This window comes from Natrinema sp. H-ect1, assembly GCF_041821105.1.
GTDB lineage: Archaea > Halobacteriota > Halobacteria > Halobacteriales > Natrialbaceae > Natrinema > Natrinema thermotolerans.
The window spans coordinates 21,715-37,779 of sequence record NZ_JBGUBA010000004.1 but is presented as its reverse complement, the minus strand read 5'-3'; the positions used below and the strand labels follow the sequence as shown (position 1 = coordinate 37,779).

Annotated in this window: 15 protein-coding genes and 3 pseudogenes; 4 read left to right on the top strand and 14 right to left on the bottom strand. The window is 66.4% G+C overall.

What is annotated here, in order from left to right; all coding sequences use genetic code 11:
• Positions 1-36: 36 nt before the first annotated feature.
• Positions 37-1,215, top strand: a complete 1,179-nt coding sequence (locus ACERIM_RS11305; RefSeq protein WP_373632650.1) for a thiolase domain-containing protein — start codon at positions 37-39, stop codon at positions 1,213-1,215.
• Positions 1,215-2,642, top strand: coding sequence for a zinc ribbon domain-containing protein (locus tag ACERIM_RS11300; RefSeq protein ID WP_373632648.1), 1,428 nt, complete (start codon positions 1,215-1,217; stop codon positions 2,640-2,642). Before ACERIM_RS11305 ends, ACERIM_RS11300 begins: the two co-directional genes overlap by 1 nt.
• Before the next feature lie 428 nt (positions 2,643-3,070).
• On the opposite strand, the gene ACERIM_RS11295 is transcribed toward ACERIM_RS11300, so the two are convergent.
• The 3 genes from ACERIM_RS11295 to ACERIM_RS11285 all read right to left on the bottom strand — a co-directional run bounded on the left by ACERIM_RS11295 (position 3,071) and on the right by ACERIM_RS11285 (position 5,060).
• Positions 3,071-4,069 (bottom strand): ornithine cyclodeaminase family protein, encoded by a 999-nt coding sequence (locus tag ACERIM_RS11295; RefSeq protein WP_373632647.1) that lies wholly within the window; start codon positions 4,067-4,069, stop codon positions 3,071-3,073.
• Between the two features lie 53 nt (positions 4,070-4,122).
• Positions 4,123-4,338 carry a hypothetical protein gene (locus ACERIM_RS11290; RefSeq protein WP_049966852.1) on the bottom strand — a complete coding sequence of 72 codons (216 nt, stop codon included), beginning with the start codon at positions 4,336-4,338 and terminating at the stop codon, positions 4,123-4,125.
• 296 nt (positions 4,339-4,634) lie between these two features.
• A complete protein-coding gene (locus tag ACERIM_RS11285; RefSeq protein ID WP_006651250.1) occupies positions 4,635-5,060 on the bottom strand; it encodes a DUF3054 domain-containing protein in 426 nt (141 codons plus the stop codon).
• Between the two features lie 350 nt (positions 5,061-5,410).
• Between ACERIM_RS11285 and ACERIM_RS11280 the strand changes: the two genes are divergently transcribed.
• Entirely contained in the window at positions 5,411-6,091 is a 681-nt protein-coding gene (locus ACERIM_RS11280; RefSeq protein ID WP_373632645.1) for a J domain-containing protein, read from the top strand.
• Here the strand turns inward: ACERIM_RS11280 and ACERIM_RS11275 are convergent.
• The 11 genes and pseudogenes from ACERIM_RS11275 to ACERIM_RS11225 all read right to left on the bottom strand — a co-directional run.
• Complete coding sequence (locus tag ACERIM_RS11275) at positions 6,064-6,702, bottom strand: toll/interleukin-1 receptor domain-containing protein (RefSeq protein WP_373632644.1); 639 nt, start codon at positions 6,700-6,702, stop codon at positions 6,064-6,066. The two genes, ACERIM_RS11280 and ACERIM_RS11275, sit on opposite strands and share 28 nt — an antisense overlap.
• A 58-nt stretch (positions 6,703-6,760) precedes the next feature.
• On the bottom strand, positions 6,761-7,201 hold the full coding sequence (locus ACERIM_RS11270) for a hypothetical protein (protein ID WP_373632642.1): 441 nt from the start codon (positions 7,199-7,201) through the stop codon (positions 6,761-6,763).
• Positions 7,202-7,247: 46 nt separating this feature from the next.
• Positions 7,248-7,892, bottom strand: coding sequence for a triose-phosphate isomerase (gene tpiA, locus ACERIM_RS11265; RefSeq protein WP_373632641.1), 645 nt, complete (start codon positions 7,890-7,892; stop codon positions 7,248-7,250).
• 78 nt (positions 7,893-7,970) lie between these two features.
• Positions 7,971-8,513, bottom strand: a complete 543-nt coding sequence (locus ACERIM_RS11260; RefSeq protein WP_015299030.1) for a multiprotein bridging factor aMBF1 — start codon at positions 8,511-8,513, stop codon at positions 7,971-7,973.
• 84 nt (positions 8,514-8,597) lie between these two features.
• On the bottom strand, positions 8,598-9,212 hold the full coding sequence (locus ACERIM_RS11255) for a CDP-alcohol phosphatidyltransferase family protein (RefSeq protein ID WP_006180493.1): 615 nt from the start codon (positions 9,210-9,212) through the stop codon (positions 8,598-8,600).
• A complete protein-coding gene (locus tag ACERIM_RS11250; RefSeq protein WP_373632639.1) occupies positions 9,209-9,763 on the bottom strand; it encodes an adenylate kinase family protein in 555 nt (184 codons plus the stop codon). Before ACERIM_RS11250 ends, ACERIM_RS11255 begins: the two co-directional genes overlap by 4 nt.
• Positions 9,760-10,905: a histidinol-phosphate transaminase gene (hisC, locus tag ACERIM_RS11245; protein ID WP_373632637.1), complete on the bottom strand. Its 1,146-nt coding sequence runs from the start codon at positions 10,903-10,905 to the stop codon at positions 9,760-9,762. Before hisC ends, ACERIM_RS11250 begins: the two co-directional genes overlap by 4 nt.
• A 116-nt stretch (positions 10,906-11,021) precedes the next feature.
• Positions 11,022-11,441, bottom strand: coding sequence for a hypothetical protein (locus ACERIM_RS11240; RefSeq protein ID WP_049966858.1), 420 nt, complete (start codon positions 11,439-11,441; stop codon positions 11,022-11,024).
• A 160-nt stretch (positions 11,442-11,601) separates the two neighbouring features.
• Positions 11,602-12,498 (bottom strand): annotated as a pseudogene (locus ACERIM_RS11235) (ATP-dependent DNA ligase); the annotation flags it as partial.
• 189 nt (positions 12,499-12,687) lie between these two features.
• Positions 12,688-13,122 (bottom strand): annotated as a pseudogene (locus ACERIM_RS11230) (LAGLIDADG family homing endonuclease); the annotation flags it as partial.
• 449 nt (positions 13,123-13,571) lie between these two features.
• Positions 13,572-14,358 (bottom strand): annotated as a pseudogene (locus tag ACERIM_RS11225) (DNA ligase); the annotation flags it as partial.
• Positions 14,359-14,490: 132 nt separating this feature from the next.
• On the opposite strand from ACERIM_RS11225, the gene ACERIM_RS11220 reads away from it, so the two are divergent.
• Positions 14,491-16,044 (top strand): hypothetical protein, encoded by a 1,554-nt coding sequence (locus ACERIM_RS11220; protein ID WP_373632635.1) that lies wholly within the window; start codon positions 14,491-14,493, stop codon positions 16,042-16,044.
• Positions 16,045-16,065: the final 21 nt, after the last annotated feature.

Genomic DNA, 16,065 nt, shown 5'->3' with positions numbered 1-16,065 from the left:
TGTACTTATTTCACACCGGACGACTGAGGGGCCGGTATGCGAGACGCCTACCTCGTCGGCGCGGGGCAGTCGGACTACGGAGCCTTTCCCTCGGAGAGCTACCGGTCCCTGTTCCGCACGGCGTTCGACGCGGCGACGGACAGCGTACCGAAGGGCCTCGAGGCGGACGACGTCGACGAGGCCGTCATCGGCAATCTCGGCGTCGGCGGCCGGCAGCTGGGCCTCTCCGGGCCGGCCGTGACCGAACACGTCGGCCTCGACGGGGTGCCGACGACGCGGGTCGAAAACGCCTGTGCGGCGAGCGGTTTCGCGGTGCGACAGGCCGTCCAGGCCGTCAAGTCGGGGATGGCAGACGTCGTCCTCGCCGGCGGCTTCGAGATCATGTCCGACATGAGTTCGGACGCGACGAAGTACTGGCTCGGCGTCTCCGGGGAAACCGAGTGGGAGCGACTCTCGGGAACCACCTTCTCGGGCGTCTACGCCCAGATGGCGTCGGTCCACATGGAGCAGTACGGCACCACGCGCGAACACCTCTCGCGGGTCGCCGTCAAGAACCACGCCAACGGCGCGAAAAACCCCCACGCCCAGTTAGGCTTCGAGTGTTCGCTCGAGGACGCCCAGTCGGCGCCGGTCGTCGCGGACCCGCTGAACCTCTATCACTGCTGTCCGACCTCGGACGGGGCGGCCTGTGCGCTGATCGTCAGCGAGGACGTGGTCGACGAGTACACGGACGATCCGATCCGGGTGGCCGGCGTCGGCGCCGGCAGCGACAACGTCGGCCTCTTCCAGCGCGACACCTATACCGGCATTCCGGCGAGCCAGCGGGCCGGCGAGCAGGCCTACGAGATGGCCGACGTCGACCCCGACGACCTCGACTTCGCGGAGGTTCACGACTGCTTCGCCATCGCCGAACTGCTGGCCTACGAGGATCTCGGCTTCTGTGAGACCGGCGAGGCCGGCCGACTGATCGAATCCGGGGCGACCGAGATCGGTGGCGACCTTCCCGTGAATACCTCCGGCGGCCTCAAGTCCAAGGGCCACCCGATCGGCGCGACGGGCGCCGGCCAGGTCGTCGAGGCCTACAAACAGCTCTCCGGCAAAGCCGGCGAGCGACAGGTCGAGAACCCGACCCGCGGGCTGACCCACAACGTCGGCGGCAGCGGTGGTGCTGCCGTCGTTCACGTCTTCGAGAAGGAACAGGAGGTGAGCGCCTGATGAGCGCGATCACCGGTGTCGGTGCGTACGCACCGCGATTCCGAATCAGTGCCGAGGCCTTCGAGGAGGCCTGGGGGCAGTTCCACGCCGCCGGCGTCACCGAGAAGGCCGTCCCCGCGGCCGACGAGGACGCCCTCACCATGGGCTACGAGGCCGCGACCCGCGCGCTCGAGGCGGCCGACGTCGACGCGGAGAGCGTCGACTGGCTGGCGTTCGCTTCCTCGCGGCCGCCAGCGGCCGAGGAGGACCTGACCGCCCGACTGGGCGCGATGCTGGCCCTCTCCGAATCGGCGACCCGTCAGCTCTTTTCGGGGAGTACTCGAGCGGGAACCCGCGCGCTCTGGGCCGGGTTGGACGCCCTCGAGGCCGACGCGACGACCGCGCTCGTCGTCGCCGCCGACGCACCGCAGGGCGACCCCGACGACGGGATCGACCACGCCGCCGGAGCCGGCAGCGCCGCGTTCGTCCTCGAGCGCGAGGGCCCCGCGGAAATCGTCGATCGCGCGGAATACGCCGCGGCCTATCCCGGTACCCGGTTCCGCGATACCGGCGAGGACGAGACCCAGGGGCTGGGCATCACCCAGTACGACCGGCAGGCCTTCACCGAAACGATCGGCGGGGCGGTCGATGGCCTCGAGATCGATCCCGAGCCCGACGCGGCCGCGATCCAGGCCCCCGACGGCAAGTTACCCTACCGCGCGGCGGGCGCCGCCGGCGTCGGCACCGACGAGATCCAGGCCGCCGCGACGGTCCACGAGCTGGGCGATACCGGCGCGGCGAGCGTGCCCCTGTCGCTCGCCACCGCGCTCGCGGACGGCGACGACTCCGTCCTCGGCGTCTCCCACGGCAGCGGCGCGGGGGCCGACGCGGTCGTCGTCTCGGCCGACGGCGACGTGCCGGCCGTCACCGCGCTCGAGGGGGCGGAGCCGCTTTCCTACGCCGAGTACCTGCGCCAGCGCGGCGTCGTGACCACCGGCCCGCCGTCGGGCGGCGGCGCCTACGTCAGCGTCCCCTCGTGGCGGCGCTCGCTCCCCCAGCGCTACCGGCTCGAGGCCGGCCGCTGTTCGGAGTGCGGTGCGCTGTCGTTCCCGCCGGAGGGCGCGTGTGACGACTGCGGGGCGCTCGCCGAGTACGACCCCATCGAACTCGCGGGCGAGGGAACCATCGAGGCCGTCACGACCATCTCGCAGGGCGGCGCACCGCCGGAGTTCGCCGAACAGCAGGCCCAGTCGGGCGACTACGCGGCCGCGATCGTCGCGCTCGAGACCGATGGCGGCGACGAGGCCGTCAGTGCCCCGGCGATGGGTACCGACGCTGACCCTGACGCGTTCGGAGTCGGTGATCGCATCGAGACGACGATCCGCCGGGTCTACACGCAGGAAGGCGTCACTCGCTACGGCTTCAAAGTGCGACCGGCCGAGCAGTAACCGGCTCGAGTCGCCCGTCGGCTCGAAAACAGTTATTTATCTGAATTGCAGGCGCTAAAACCCCGTCTTTCAGGGCGGGGATACAGCGCCGTCATCGTCTGTCTTTCGTGTGAATCGGCAGTTTCACAGTCCCACGCGGTGTATTGTGGACTGTGCGCGGGAAACTGGCAGTTGACTCGGTGTTTGCCACGGCGAGAGCCGAAATCAAACAAGTGAGCCGACCGCGCCGACCGACACAAAACAAGATACCTCCAAGCCGTCAACACGGTAGGAGTAACGGCTTCGTGGCAGAGCCAGCGCCGTCGATCGCAAACCTTAGATTCCCAACCTTCCGAATTGACGGGAACCGCCACTTGTGCGGTTCGGGAAGCCCCGCCCTTTAGCGTGGGGAGGATGTCACACTCCAGTCCCCCGCGTCCCTCGAGTCCCTAGTTCCCCGTCAGCGCCTCGCTCGCCGGGGCGAACTCGATCGTCTGTCCGAGTCCCCGTTCGCTGGCGCGCTCGTAGAGGAGATACGCCGCGGCGACCGTCTCGATGCCCGTCCCGCCGCTGTCGAAGACCGTGATCTCGTCGTCGCTCGTCCGGCCCGGTGCGTTGCCGGCGACGACCTCGCCCAGTTCGGCGTGGACGTGGTCCTCGGTGATCGCGCCCACCTCGAGAGCCTGAATAAACGAGCCGGCGTCGAACGTCGCCCGCTCGCGGAGGTCCGGAACGTAGGTCGCGTTCGCGATCGTGTCCGTGTCCAGTTCGCGTGCGTCCGCCGAGTACTGGCCCATCGCGGTGATGTGGGTCCCGGGCGCGATATCGTCGCCGTCGACGACCGGCTCGCTGGCTTGCGTCGCCGTGATCACGACGTCCGCATCGGCGACGGCGGCCGTACTCGAGTCGACCGCGTGGACGTCGGCCGCGAGCGTGTCGTCGAAGTCGGCGGCGAACGCCTCGCGGTTCTCAGGAGTCGGCGAGTAGACCCGCACCTCGGTGAAGTCACGGACCGTGGCGGTCGCATGGAGCTGGCCGCGGGCCTGAGCGCCGCTCCCGATGATCGCGAGGGTGTCGGCGTCGTCGCGGGCGAGTTCGTCGACGCCGACGGCACCGGCCGCGCCGGTCTTGAACGGGTTCATGCTCGCGCCGTCGAGCAGGGCCAGCGGCGCGCCGCTGTCGGCGTCGAAAAGCGGCGTCATGAACCAGCCGTCGCCGGCACCGAACCCCGCGCTGTACATGTAGCCACCCATCGCGCCCGTCTCCGGGAGGATGGCGGCGTAGCTCGTGAACATCCCGGCGGGATCCGCACGGAGGAACTTCGACCGTGGGTGGGCCGGTGCGCCCTCGCCGCGCTGTCGATACCCCTCGCGAACGGCGTCGACGTATTCTGCCGGCGTTGCGAGGTCATCGACGGCGTCGCTGGTCAGAAACAGCGTCTCAGTCATAGACGATCGAACGCGGCGGAGATGGGAAAAGGAACCGAAAGCGGAAGAACGGATCAGTCCGCGTTGATCGGCGGACGCGCCGACCGGGTCTCGTCGGCGGTGTCAGCTGGCGTATTGACGAACATTGCGTGGCCGATGATCCCCATCGCGACGACTGCCCCGAGCGGCACTGCCGCGGTCAGCGACACCCCCACGAACGTCAGGGCCGCGGTGATACCGAGCAGTGCGACTGGGATGAGGCCGAGAACAATGTCGTAATATCCAGTCATAATCTATCCTATAGTATGAGGAATAGCCATATAAGTGTTTCCCATAATTAGCTCATGGTGGATGAGTTTCTGATTTGCATTATCGGGATTAGATCTGCATAAGTTATATCGAAGGTACGGAACGGGCGAAGGATCGGATCACCGCTCGCTCGAGAGACGTGACGGACAGACACAGTATCTGATCGATTACGTTCTCGAGAGACAGACCGTCAGAAACGCGGTCCCGAATAACGTATCGAATTTCGTATGACTATACCCTCGAACCGAGATCGATCGCGAACCGGCGCGTCGACTACTTACCTCGTCGCTGATAGATAGAGGGTATAGACCAGTCGCCAACCGAGCAACACGGCCAGCCCGGTCGCGGTGATGACGACCGGAAACGGCCACGTCGTCCCGCCATCGAACAGCGGCGAGCCACGGAGCATGAGCCCGACGTTCGCCGCCGCGATCCACGCGACGGCCGGCAGTCGGAACTCGCGGCTCGCTCCCGCCCGTTCGGTCGCGTAGACCCCCGCCAGCGCCGCGACGGCGAGCCAGCCGACCACGAACGGCGTCACCGTCTCGAGCGAGGCGATCGGTTCGGCGATCGGATTGCCGCTGTGACTGATGCGGCCGAGGAGGACGATCCCGACGATACAGAGGACGTCGACGATTCCGGCGACGAGGCGGTCGCGGTCGGCCGCGCCATCGTGCGTATCCGTCCGAACTGCTGTGTCCATACGCGATACTCACGACTGCGAGCCCATTGGTGTCCCGGTTCGATCGTCGAAATACCTGACAGGAGAGGAGGAACTCGGCGGCCGTCGGCCACCGAGTGCCGTCCAACGGACAGCGCGTCTCCGTGCGAGGGGACCCTCGCACGCCCGATCCATAGCCGGCCGACTACTTCGTTATCCGTTCCGTTCGGACCGGTCGGCCGTCCGCCCGGTCTCGTTTCACCACACGTAGTCGGAGCCTACACACCGGCCCCGACCGACGATCGGGGCCTCCCTCCGGGCGAACCGAGCCGTCCGAACCCGTGACTGTCAGCAGAAGAACTAATATGGGACGAACCCGAACCGCCCGGGTAATGGCAGTGGTCGGTGAACGACAGGCCGGCTGCGACGGATGTGGCCGGACGGTCGCGCTCGAGGACCTCACGACAGTGACGATGCCGGACGGCGAACGGGTGGCGTGCTGTCCGGAGTGTGAGCCACACGCCAGGGCAGCCGCCCGAAAGGGCGCGTCGCTCGATCAGCGGCGGGCCGCCTGTGACGGGTGTACCGGCACGTTCCTCGCGACCGAACTCGAGGACGTCGTGCTGTCGGACGGCACCGTGTTGACCTGCTGTCCGTCGTGTGCGGCCGAGGCCCCCGGTCCCGATGCTGGGGCCGAAGGAGATGGCCCGGCGACCGACGGGAACGACGACGCGACCGATACCGGCGACACCGACGAGCGAACCCGATGCACACAGTGCCGGGAGTGGGTCGACGAGGAGCGGTTTCGCGTGACTACGATCGACGAGCGGACCGAACGGCTGTGTTCGGACTGCAAAGCCGATGCCGAGGAGCGCGGCATCGTCGCCGACGTCGCCATGCGAAAGACCGAGGCCCGCGACGTACTGGGCCTCGAGCGGGCCGTCAGCGACGAGCGGCTGCGGGAGGCGTTTCACGAGCAGGTCAAACGCGCCCACCCCGACCGCAAGAGCGGCAGTGAATCGGCGTTCAAACTCGTTCGGGACGCCTACGACCGGCTTCGGGACGAGGACTGAGACGCCGGCACGTTCTCACGACCCATGAAGCCGATCGTCGCCGGCTCGAAGTAGTACGTGATCCCACAGTCCGCACACGAGGCCGTCAGGAACTTGCCGTGTGCATGGAGCTTCCAGAGCTTGGACTGATCGTGTTCGAGTTCGAGCGTGACCGGCTCCCTGCAGTCGGGGATCGTACACGGGAACCGGATATACCAGTTCGGAACCGACAGCGCGCCCAGCGGTGCGAGTTCGCTTCGGAGCCGACACAGCAGGTTGAAGATCGTCGCGGAGAGATCACCGCGGTCGATCGTCACGCCGTCGACATCGCTGACGAACCCTCGCCGGTCGATCCCCTCGTCGAACAGCGGCAGTACGGGAATTCCCTTGGCCACCGCGTAGCCGATTTCCTGATTGATCCACTCGTCGTCGGCCGCCGCCTCGGTCAGTACCGCGACGACGAGGTCGCTGTTGGCGAGTCGTCCTTCGAGTCGCGTTCGCGAGCGGCCGGACTCGACTTCCTCGTGTGCAATGTGGACGCCGAAGGGGAAGTTCTTGACCGTCGAGAACAGGTCCTGCACGAGGTCGAGATCGTCGGGCGCGTGGGAGACGTACACCTGCTCTCCGGTCATGGAATCGTCTACGACAAGGACTGACGCGAACCATTATTAATCTATCTCCGGGACGTATTTAATCGGTGTCACGTCCGCTGGGCCGGTCCCGGACCGTCCCGAGGACCAACCCCGAGAACGCCACCTGCGAGAGGTCGGTCCCGAGCCGGTCGAACCACTCGCGCTCGACGTGCCAGCGCCCCCGGACCGCCCCGTCGGTCGCGAACGAGGTCACCTCGAGACGACCGGGCGTCCACGAACGCTCCTCGCCGATCGACAGCAGCGTCCGCAGGACGGCCCCGACCTCGTCGCGCGTGACCGCGGGCGCGTCGGAAACGGCCTCGTACTCGAGGGCGATCCCGACGCCGTCGTCGGGGGTCGTGGCCTCGCCCTCGCCGTCCAGCCACTCGAACGACGTCACGTAGTAGCCGTGGCTCATCAGTCGGTTCTCGAGCGCGACCGAGACCGGATGCGTCGCCGTCTCCGTCCCGCCGTCGGACGCGGAGTTGTTGTCACTCATACACACACCTTCGAGCGACAGGGAGAAAAGTGGGACGGCAGGCAGCTTACAGTGGCGCGACGAGATCCTCGAGGGCAGCCTTCGGGTCGTCGGCTTTCGCGACGCCGCTTGCCAGCAAGACCCCGCCGGCACCGAGATCGCCCGCGGCGACGACGTCGTCGCCCGTACTGATGCCGGCCCCACAGAGGACCGAGACGTCGGGATCGACGTCGGCCGCGGCCGCGACCGCGTCCTCGACGACGTCCGGATCGGCCTGACTGACCGGCGTTCCCGTTCCGATGAGTTCGGGGGGCTCGACGGCGACGGCGTCGGGGCCGAGCGCCGCCGCGGCACCGATCTGGGCCGGATTGTTCGCACAGACGATCGTCTCGAGGTCGGCCCGCTGGGCCGCACGGACCGTCCCGTCGATGTCGGCCAGTTTCAGTCGCCGCTCGGAGTGGTTGACCAGGGTCCCGACCGCGCCCGCGTCGGCGACGTGTTCCGCGAGGGCGTGGCCGGTGTTGCTCCCATGATCGATCGGATCGACGTGCTGGGCCCACGTCTCGGCTCCGGTCTCGGCGACCCGTTCGATGTGGGTCGCCGCGGGTGCGACCGCCAGGCGTGCGTCGGTCGTTTCGTCGACGTCGCGGACGGCTTCCGCAACCGCGACCGGATCACACGGATACGTCTTCAGGTTGACGAGGACGAACATATCCGCAACCCCACCCGCACGAAAGAAATAGCTTGCGAGTCGGCGGTACGGGAACCGAGGGCGGACCGGACGTCGCCGTTAGTCCTTGCGCTTGACGACGTCGCCGAGCGTGTAACTGCCGGTCGAGGAGCCGCCGGACCACTCCGAGTCCTCGCCGGACGCCCCTTCGGCGTTCAGGTTGATCTCGAGGAAGCTCTCGAGTTCGGACTGCACTCGGTCGCTCGGGAGGGTATCGCCGCGTTCGATCTTGCGGATCAGGCTCGCCTTCTCGTTGAGTTCGTTCGCGAGTTCGGACTGGCTGAGACCCTTGCTCTCGCGGGCGTTGCGAACCCGGTCGTCGTAGTCGGTCGCCAGCTCGTCCATGTCGTCGAACATGTCCGAGCGGCGCTGGCTCGAGCCACCCGAACTCGACGAACTCGTGGAGCCGGACGACTGGCCGCCCCCGCTCGAGGACGACGAACTCGAGCCGGTCGAGTACTTCGTCGACGAACTCGAACTCGAGGGCTGTTTGACCTCGGTGCCGAAGTCCGTACAGTCGGAACACACGTCTAGCTTCGCGCCCTCGACTTTGATCGTCTTCGGGGACGACGTCTCGGCCCCACACATCTCACACTGAACCATGTCCGTTCCTATATCGTGATCAGGGATAAAGCATGCGGCGCGCTCCCGCCCGTCAAAAAGGGCGGAAGCGGGCCACAGCGGCGCTCACTCGAGGGCTTGCCAGGAGTAATAGAAGCGCTGGAGTGCGGTCAGGTGGCCGACGACCGCGAGGAAGACCAACAGGAGCCCAACGAGCGTGAACCCGCCGACGATCGGCCCCGTGATCGGATAGGCCAGAAAGCCGACGATCCCGATGATCGCCAGCCGATCGGCGCGCCCGACGAGCCCGCCGTAGACCCGATCGAGGCCGACGGCCTGTGCCTGCGTGCCGAGATACGAGGTCATCACGACGCCGGTCACGGCCGCAAAGCCCAGCAGGTAGTCCTCGACGCCCGCGGCCAACCCTGCGATGACGACGATGTCGGCGTAGCGATCGAGGACGTGATCGAGCAGGTCGCCGCCGGCTGACGCAACCTCCTGTTCGCGCGCGAGCGCGCCGTCGACGATGTCGAGCCAGCCATTGAGAAAGACCAGCGCGGCCGCCACGGCGTACCAGACCGGGTCCTCGAGCCCGCCCAGTGCGAACGCGACCGCGGCGAGGATCGCCATCCCGAAGGCGACGACGCTCACGCCGTTTGGCGTCATGCCGACGCGGTCGAACCCCTTGACGAAGGGGTCGAGAAACCGCGAGACGTACGGCCGGAACTTGTCGAGCGTCATGTCAGATACCCCATAAAGTCGACCTCGCCGGCGCTTGGCTCGCGCTCGCCCGCGACGACCGCCTCGAGTGCTGCCGCAACCTCGTCCGGATCGCGATCGGTCGTGTCGACCTCGTAGACCGACTCGAGGCCGTGTTCCTCGACCGCCTCGGAGAGGATCACGTCCAGCGCCTCGCTCTCGGCGTTCTCCTCGGCCTTCGCGGCGGTCTCGCCGCGCTCGAGCAGGCGCTTCTCGAGCGTCTCGGGGTGACACCGCAGGACGACCACACGGTCGGCGTCGAAGTGATGCGCGAGGTGGGACTCGACGACGGCGTCGTCCCGGCCGGCGAGCCACTCGGAGAGCGCCTCGAGATCGGCGACCTTGCTCTCGCGGTCGGCGTCGACCTCGGTGTAGAGGCCCTCTTCTTCGAGGACGCGGTTGAGGTGGATCACCTCGAGATCGGGAGCCGATTCGCCGTCGGCGTCCGTCGCCGCATCGGCCAGCCGCGACGCGAGCAGTTCCGTCGCGGTCGTCTTCCCGGTGCCGGGCGTGCCGGTGACGGCGACTCTCATGTGTCGGCGACCTCCGTGTCCGACTCGTCCGCAGGGGACGATTCGACGTCGAGGTCGGCGAGGACCTCGTTGAGCGTTGCGACGGCCCGTTCCGTTTCGTCCTCGGTTCCGCAGGTGATGCGGACACAGCCAGGGAGCCCGAAGCTCGAGCAGTCACGAACGATGACGCCGCGTTCCTGCATCTCGGCGGCGACGGCCGAGGCGTCGCCGACGTCGACGAGGACGAAGTTGCCCTGACTCTCCCAGACGTGGGCGTCGACGTTGTCGCGCATGTACGCGCGGGATTCGCGGGTAGTTTCGACGGTCCGGACGACGTGTTCCTCGTCGTCGATGGCCGCGAGCCCGGCCCGACAGGCGAGTTCGCTCGCCGCGAAGGGCGTGTTCACGCGGGCGTAGGCGTCGGCCCACTCGTCGGGCACGACGGCGTAGCCGAGACGAACGCCGGCCAGCCCGTAGGCCTTCGAGAACGTCCGGAGGACCGCGACGTCGTCGCGGGCCTCGAACTCGTCCCACCCGTCCAGCAACGCGATGGCGCTTTCCTCGTCGGCGAACTCGCCGTAGGCCTCGTCGACGGCGATCAGGGTTTCCTCGTCGGTCTCGTCGGCGAGGCGTTCGATCTCCGCGAGGGGCATCGTCGAGCCCGTCGGGTTGTGGGGGCTCGTGACCCAGATCACGCGCTCGCCGTCGTAAGCCTCGAGAACGGCGTCGGCGTCCTGCGTGAAGTCGTCGGCTTTCGAGAGAGCGTACTCATGGACGCCGCCGTGGTGAAATCGGGCACTCATCCCGTAGTAGGCGAAGCCGGGCGTGGGAACGAGGACGTCATCGGCCGGTTCCAGCGCCGTCCGGTGGAGGTAGTCTATCGCCCCGTCGCCGCCGTTTGCCAGCCAGACCTGGTCGTCGGTGACGTTCCAGCGGCCGGCGACGGCGGTCGTGAGATCGGCGTGGGCGGCTTTGGGGTAGGAACTCACGCTCGAGGCCGTCTCCCGAATGGCGACGGCGGCGGCCGGTGAGGGGCCGTGGGGGTTCTCGTTCGAGGCGAGTTTGATGAACTCGGAGGGGTCCCGGTCGAGATCGCGGGCGACCTCCTCGATGCCTCGACCCGCCTCGTAAGCGACGTGATCGGACAGGTCGCGCGGTTGCATACGCGATTCCAGTTTCCCACGGCTCTTAAGGGTGCTTACATGTGGTCAGTGGCTCGGGACTGACCGTCTACGCTGCCGCGACGGCTCCGGTCCGTCGCGAAAACCGGACGGTCGACTCAACGGCGGCGGAGGGCAGCGGTGAGACGGTCACAGAACCGTTCGAGCCGCTTTCGTCGTCGCCGTTCGGCGTACCAGCCGAGGAGCGGAAGGGGAATGGCCGGATCGACCGACGAACGCAGTCGAATCTCGGTCTCGCCGTTCGCGGCGGTCAGTTCTACCGCCGTTTCGACGGTGATGAGCGGTCGTCCGTCGGCGTCCCGTCGGTAGTGAAATCCGGTATCGGTTGACTCGAAGGTATACTGCAGAGGGAGGAGACGACCGGACGGACGGGCCGTTACGACGGTCCGTCCGTCCGACTCGATGACGTGCCCGGGCTCGTGCGACCCCTCGAGTCGGACGACGGTCTCGGGAGTCAAAAGCGCCGTTACGGCTGACCGCGTCGCCGGGAGGATTCGGACGACTTCCACGCCACACATACTCGAAAGAATACGGATGCGGTTAAATTATTTCAGGTTCGACACGAATTGGAGGGGCTCTGAACGGTTGCCGGACTCACCGGTACCGAACCGGCCTCGATCGCGGTGAGTAGAAGAGCTGTCGACCGTCGGAACCGAACGATCGAGCCGAGGGCAGCGGTCACTGATCACGGAGCCGCTCGAGTCGCTCGAGCGAGTCCGCGCCCTCGGGGTTCTTGTCGTACCGCACGCCCAGAAACCGCGGGAACCGAAGCGCATAGCCCGACGAGTAGGTCGGCGAGGACTGGATCTCCTCGTAGCCGACCTCGAAGACGACCGCGGGCTCGAGGTCGACCGCCTGGCCGTCCTCGGCGGCGATGTGGGGCTCGAGCAGGTCGGTCAACTCTTCTAATTTCTCGTCGGTGATCCCGGTCGCGACTTTGCCGACGGTCTCGAACTCGTCGCCCGCGCGCACGGCGAGTTCGAAGGTCCCGAGGAAGGTCGCCCGTCGCCCCTCGCCCCACTCGGCACCGGTGACGACGCAGTCGATCGTCTCCACGTCCGGCTTGCGCTTGCGCCAGTGTTTCCCCCGTCGGCCCGGCGAGTAGGTCGACTCGGGATCCTTGAGCATGATCCCCTCGTGGCCGGCCTCGAGGGCCGCGGCGTCGATCGACTCGATCTCGTCGGGATCGTCGGTCAGTCGGAGCAGGGAGAGGCCCTCGATATCGGCGTCTGCCGTCCCATCGGTGCCGTCGTCGCCGTCGGAATCGGCATCCGCGAGTACCGACCGGAGCCGGTCGTGGCGGGTCGTCAACGGGTCCTCGAGCAGGTCCTCGCCGTCGGCGTGCAGACAGTCGAAAAAGACCGGGCGCACCGAGACGTCCTCGCGGGCCTTCGCGACGTCGTGTTTCCGGCGGAACCGCTTGAGGACTTCCTGGAACGGCAGCGGTGAGCCGTCGTCGTCGACGGCGACGACCTCGCCGTCGAGGATTGCGGGGGCCTCGAGCGTCTCGTCGGCGAACTCGACGACCTCGGGAAGGGCGTCGGTGACCTCCTCCATGTTTCTCGAGAAGACGCTGACCGACTCACCATCGAAATGGAGTTGACAGTTGTGTACCGCGGTGAGCGGAACGCAGTAACTTTCGTCTTCTGCGACCTGTAGATTGTATACCTTTTGGCGCGGGTCTACCTCTCGTGGGTTCTTTCGAGAGAGTTCCGTTTTAGAGAGTATATCGACGACAACGAAGTCGTCCTCGATTCGTGCATACCGGTCGGACTGAGATATCGTCAGTCGATAGTACGTTTTGTCGTTCTTTCTCACTCGTCGAATTCCGAAAATTCGTCCGAACGTCAATCCGATAAGCTGTATTACGGACGCGAGATATCGTTCCTTCGTGGTGATATACCGTCTCTCTTGTGGGTCTTCGTATCCGTCTGCTTCCTCCCAACCCGTGAGAAATGCATCAAACTGGTCCTCCGACAAGTTCCAAAACCAGTCAGGTACTGTTTTGTCTCTCCATCCATCTTGGTCCTTTTTTCTGAAATTTTCGCATAGCCATTTAAATAGTGGACCGTCTGTCCAATATATATCGGTCGCACTACCGTGGTCATAGGTGTGGACGTTCTCAGGAGAGATTCCGAGAGCATCGACGACAATCGACCGGTATTCTTCTAATAAATCCGCATCGGTGTTACTAAACATCAATCCGATTCGGTTGTTGCCGTTGTAGTCGTTCGTAGAGCCGTCGCCGACCCAATAGCCGAGAAACCGGTAGAAAGACGGCGATAGTTCGAACTCCTTCGTGTAATTATCGATGGTACTGAGTTGCAGGCGGTCGGGAGGTGTCAAAGTAGGACGGATGGTAGGGACCGGAAAGGCGAGAGTCTCATTCTCGGAAACATCTTCGATCGGAACCCACTCGGTATCACCTGAATCATAAACCAACATCTCGTGTCCCTCTGTTATTTTAAACTCTGTACCGAAATACGTTGAGAACTCAAACACTTTCTCCTTGCTATCTATGCTTCGTCTATTTTTTGCTACGACCTCCCTGAAGCGACCCTCGTGTGTGAGAACGCTGTCCCCGACTTCGACGTCACGAACGGCGATTTGTCCTCGTTCGCGAGTGTAAATCGGCGTATACCCAGAAATGCAACGAGCGCCGTCGTATTTCCACTCCACCGCCGCCTCGTCCCACGCCTCGAGGGCGTCGGTCACGGTCCCGGCCTGTGCGAGCATCGCCTGGACGGGGCGGCCGACCGCGAGGTCCATGGCGTCGAGCCCCGCGACGCCCTCGTCTCGTGCGATTCGGGCGACCCGTCCGTAGTCGTTCGACACCTGCAGGGCGCGTTCGACGCGGTCCTCGGGGACCTCGAAGGCCGCGGCGATGGCGTCTCGGACCGTTCCCTCGCCGACGCCGATGCGCATCTCCGAGAGGACGAGCCGAGCGAGATATCGGGCTTCCTCGCTCGAGGCGCGGTTGAACAGGCCAAAGAGGAGGTCGACCTTCCGGTCGTGGCTGCCCGATCCCTCGGCGGCGGCCAGTTCGGTGAGAGTATCGGCGACCTCGCGGACGGTGAGATCGTCACTGGTGCCGCCGGCGTCGTCCGTGAACGCACCGAGGCCCTGCTGACCGCCGAACTCGTAGCTGGCCGCCACGTCGCCGATCTCGCCCACGTCGGCGAGTCGCTCCTCGACATCGTCGCCGCTGACGTTTTGTCCCGCTGCGCGGGCGATCGCCTCGTAACACGCGCTCGGGCCGATATCGAGCGTCGTCGAGTCCCAGGCGGGGAACACCCGCCCCTGGACGAACCGCGCGACGACCTCGATCTCGTCGTCAGCCGCCGCGAGCAGGTCCCTGACGTGGGCGACGATCTCGAGGTCGGCGGGTTCGGCGTCGATCGTCCCGGCACGGTCGGCGAACGTGGCGAACTCCATCGGCGGTGTGTATCGCCGGGGGGAGTAAAACGGTTCTGAGACCGGACGGAGCGTCGGGACCGGACCGACGCGCGGTAGCGGAGAGGAGCCCGATGGCCGCCTTTAAAGATGATCGGGTACGCACTCGGTGGTATGTCAGAGGAGGAACTCGCCGCGCGGGTCGCGGACGTCCTGTCGGTCGATGCCGACGACTTCCGCCGGTCGGCCGAAGCGGACGCCGAGGTGATCAAAGAGGGCGTCGAGGAGGGAGTCTTCGACAATCCGCAGGCGATCGTCGGCCTCGAGTACGAGTTTTACGCGGTCAAGGCCGACGATTGCGCCCTACGGCGGGTTCCGCGCCGGCTGCTCGAGCTGATCGGCTTCGAGAAGGAGTTGGGGCTGCACAACGCCGAGATGACGACGAGCCCGCAGCCGCTGAACGCCGACGGGCTGACGGCCCAGGAGGCGGAGGTCAAGGCCCGCCTGCGGACGGCACTCGACGTGACCCAGTCCGAGCGGATGCGATTGGTCAGCGACGCGCTCTGGACGCTCCCGCCGGAAGGCGAGGACGCGGCGACCTACCTCACCGACAGCGTCGAGCGAACGACGACGGACGACGACGGAACCGAACGCGCGGTCCGGGTCGCGACGAACATGAGCGACTCGGCCCGGTATCACGCGATGGCGAACACGGACCGAGCCGAGGCCGCGGGGATGCGAATCGAAGCGCCCCACGTCTCGCTGCAGGGCGACACCGTCATGCCCGAGAGCCTGATCACGTCGATCCAGCCCCACTACCAGGTACCCCACGCCCCCGACCTGCCCGAGTACTTCAACTACGCGCTGCGGGTCGCGGGCCCGCTGCTCGCACTGGGTGTCAACTCGCCGTTTTTCCCCGCCGACCTCTACGACGAGGACGCGAGCCCCGAGGCGATCCTCCGGGACGGCTGGATGGAACACCGCATCAGCGTCTTCGAGACCGTCCTCAACGATCCGACGACGGGCGAGGGGAAGGTCCGGTTCCCGCGCGATCTCGCGTCCGTCGACGAGGCGATCGATCGGATCGCCGCCGACGACACCATGGTCCCGATGCCGGTCGAACCCGGCGAACGCTTCGACGATCAGTTCCCCCACTTCAGCCGGAAACACGGCACCTACTGGCGGTGGATCCGCCCGGTCTTCGGCGGTCCGACGCGCTCGGCGGCCAACGCCCGCATCGAGTTCCGCCCCATTCCCGCCCAGCCGACGGTCCGCGATTCGGTCGCGTTCCTCGCGGCCTTTGCCGGCCTGATGGAGAGTCTCACCCGACTCGAGCATCCCGTCGTCGAACTCGACTGGCAGCTCGCCCGGGAAAACTTCTACGCCGCGATGGTCGACGGGCTCGAGGCCGATCTCACCTGGATCACCAACGACGGGAAGGAAACGTCCGATTCGCTCGCGCTCTACGAGGACCTGCTGGCTCACGCCGAGGACGGGCTGACCAACCGCGGCCTGAGCGAGGAAGACGCCGCCAAGTACCTCTACCCGCTCCGGCGACGCGTCCGACAGGGCGTGACCCCGGCCAGTTGGAAGCGCGAGCAGGTCGAGACCGCGCTCGCGGACGGAGCCGACCTCGAGGCGGCGATCGAGACGATGCAGCAGACGTACGTCGCCCGCCAGTCGGAGACGCTGCTCGAGGGGAGCTTCGCGGACTGGATCGGCGAGTAGCGACTCGAAGCGCGGTGGTCG

Coding starts and splice junctions, on each gene's coding strand:
- ACERIM_RS11305 (WP_373632650.1), top strand. CDS start 37: ATGCGAGACGCCTACCTCGTCGGCGCGGGGCAGTCGGACTACGGAGCC.
- ACERIM_RS11300 (WP_373632648.1), top strand. CDS start 1,215: ATGAGCGCGATCACCGGTGTCGGTGCGTACGCACCGCGATTCCGAATC.
- ACERIM_RS11295 (WP_373632647.1), bottom strand. CDS start 4,069: ATGACTGAGACGCTGTTTCTGACCAGCGACGCCGTCGATGACCTCGCA.
- ACERIM_RS11290 (WP_049966852.1), bottom strand. CDS start 4,338: ATGACTGGATATTACGACATTGTTCTCGGCCTCATCCCAGTCGCACTG.
- ACERIM_RS11285 (WP_006651250.1), bottom strand. CDS start 5,060: ATGGACACAGCAGTTCGGACGGATACGCACGATGGCGCGGCCGACCGC.
- ACERIM_RS11280 (WP_373632645.1), top strand. CDS start 5,411: ATGGCAGTGGTCGGTGAACGACAGGCCGGCTGCGACGGATGTGGCCGG.
- ACERIM_RS11275 (WP_373632644.1), bottom strand. CDS start 6,702: ATGACCGGAGAGCAGGTGTACGTCTCCCACGCGCCCGACGATCTCGAC.
- ACERIM_RS11270 (WP_373632642.1), bottom strand. CDS start 7,201: ATGAGTGACAACAACTCCGCGTCCGACGGCGGGACGGAGACGGCGACG.
- tpiA (WP_373632641.1), bottom strand. CDS start 7,892: ATGTTCGTCCTCGTCAACCTGAAGACGTATCCGTGTGATCCGGTCGCG.
- ACERIM_RS11260 (WP_015299030.1), bottom strand. CDS start 8,513: ATGGTTCAGTGTGAGATGTGTGGGGCCGAGACGTCGTCCCCGAAGACG.
- ACERIM_RS11255 (WP_006180493.1), bottom strand. CDS start 9,212: ATGACGCTCGACAAGTTCCGGCCGTACGTCTCGCGGTTTCTCGACCCC.
- ACERIM_RS11250 (WP_373632639.1), bottom strand. CDS start 9,763: ATGAGAGTCGCCGTCACCGGCACGCCCGGCACCGGGAAGACGACCGCG.
- hisC (WP_373632637.1), bottom strand. CDS start 10,905: ATGCAACCGCGCGACCTGTCCGATCACGTCGCTTACGAGGCGGGTCGA.
- ACERIM_RS11240 (WP_049966858.1), bottom strand. CDS start 11,441: ATGTGTGGCGTGGAAGTCGTCCGAATCCTCCCGGCGACGCGGTCAGCC.
- ACERIM_RS11220 (WP_373632635.1), top strand. CDS start 14,491: ATGTCAGAGGAGGAACTCGCCGCGCGGGTCGCGGACGTCCTGTCGGTC.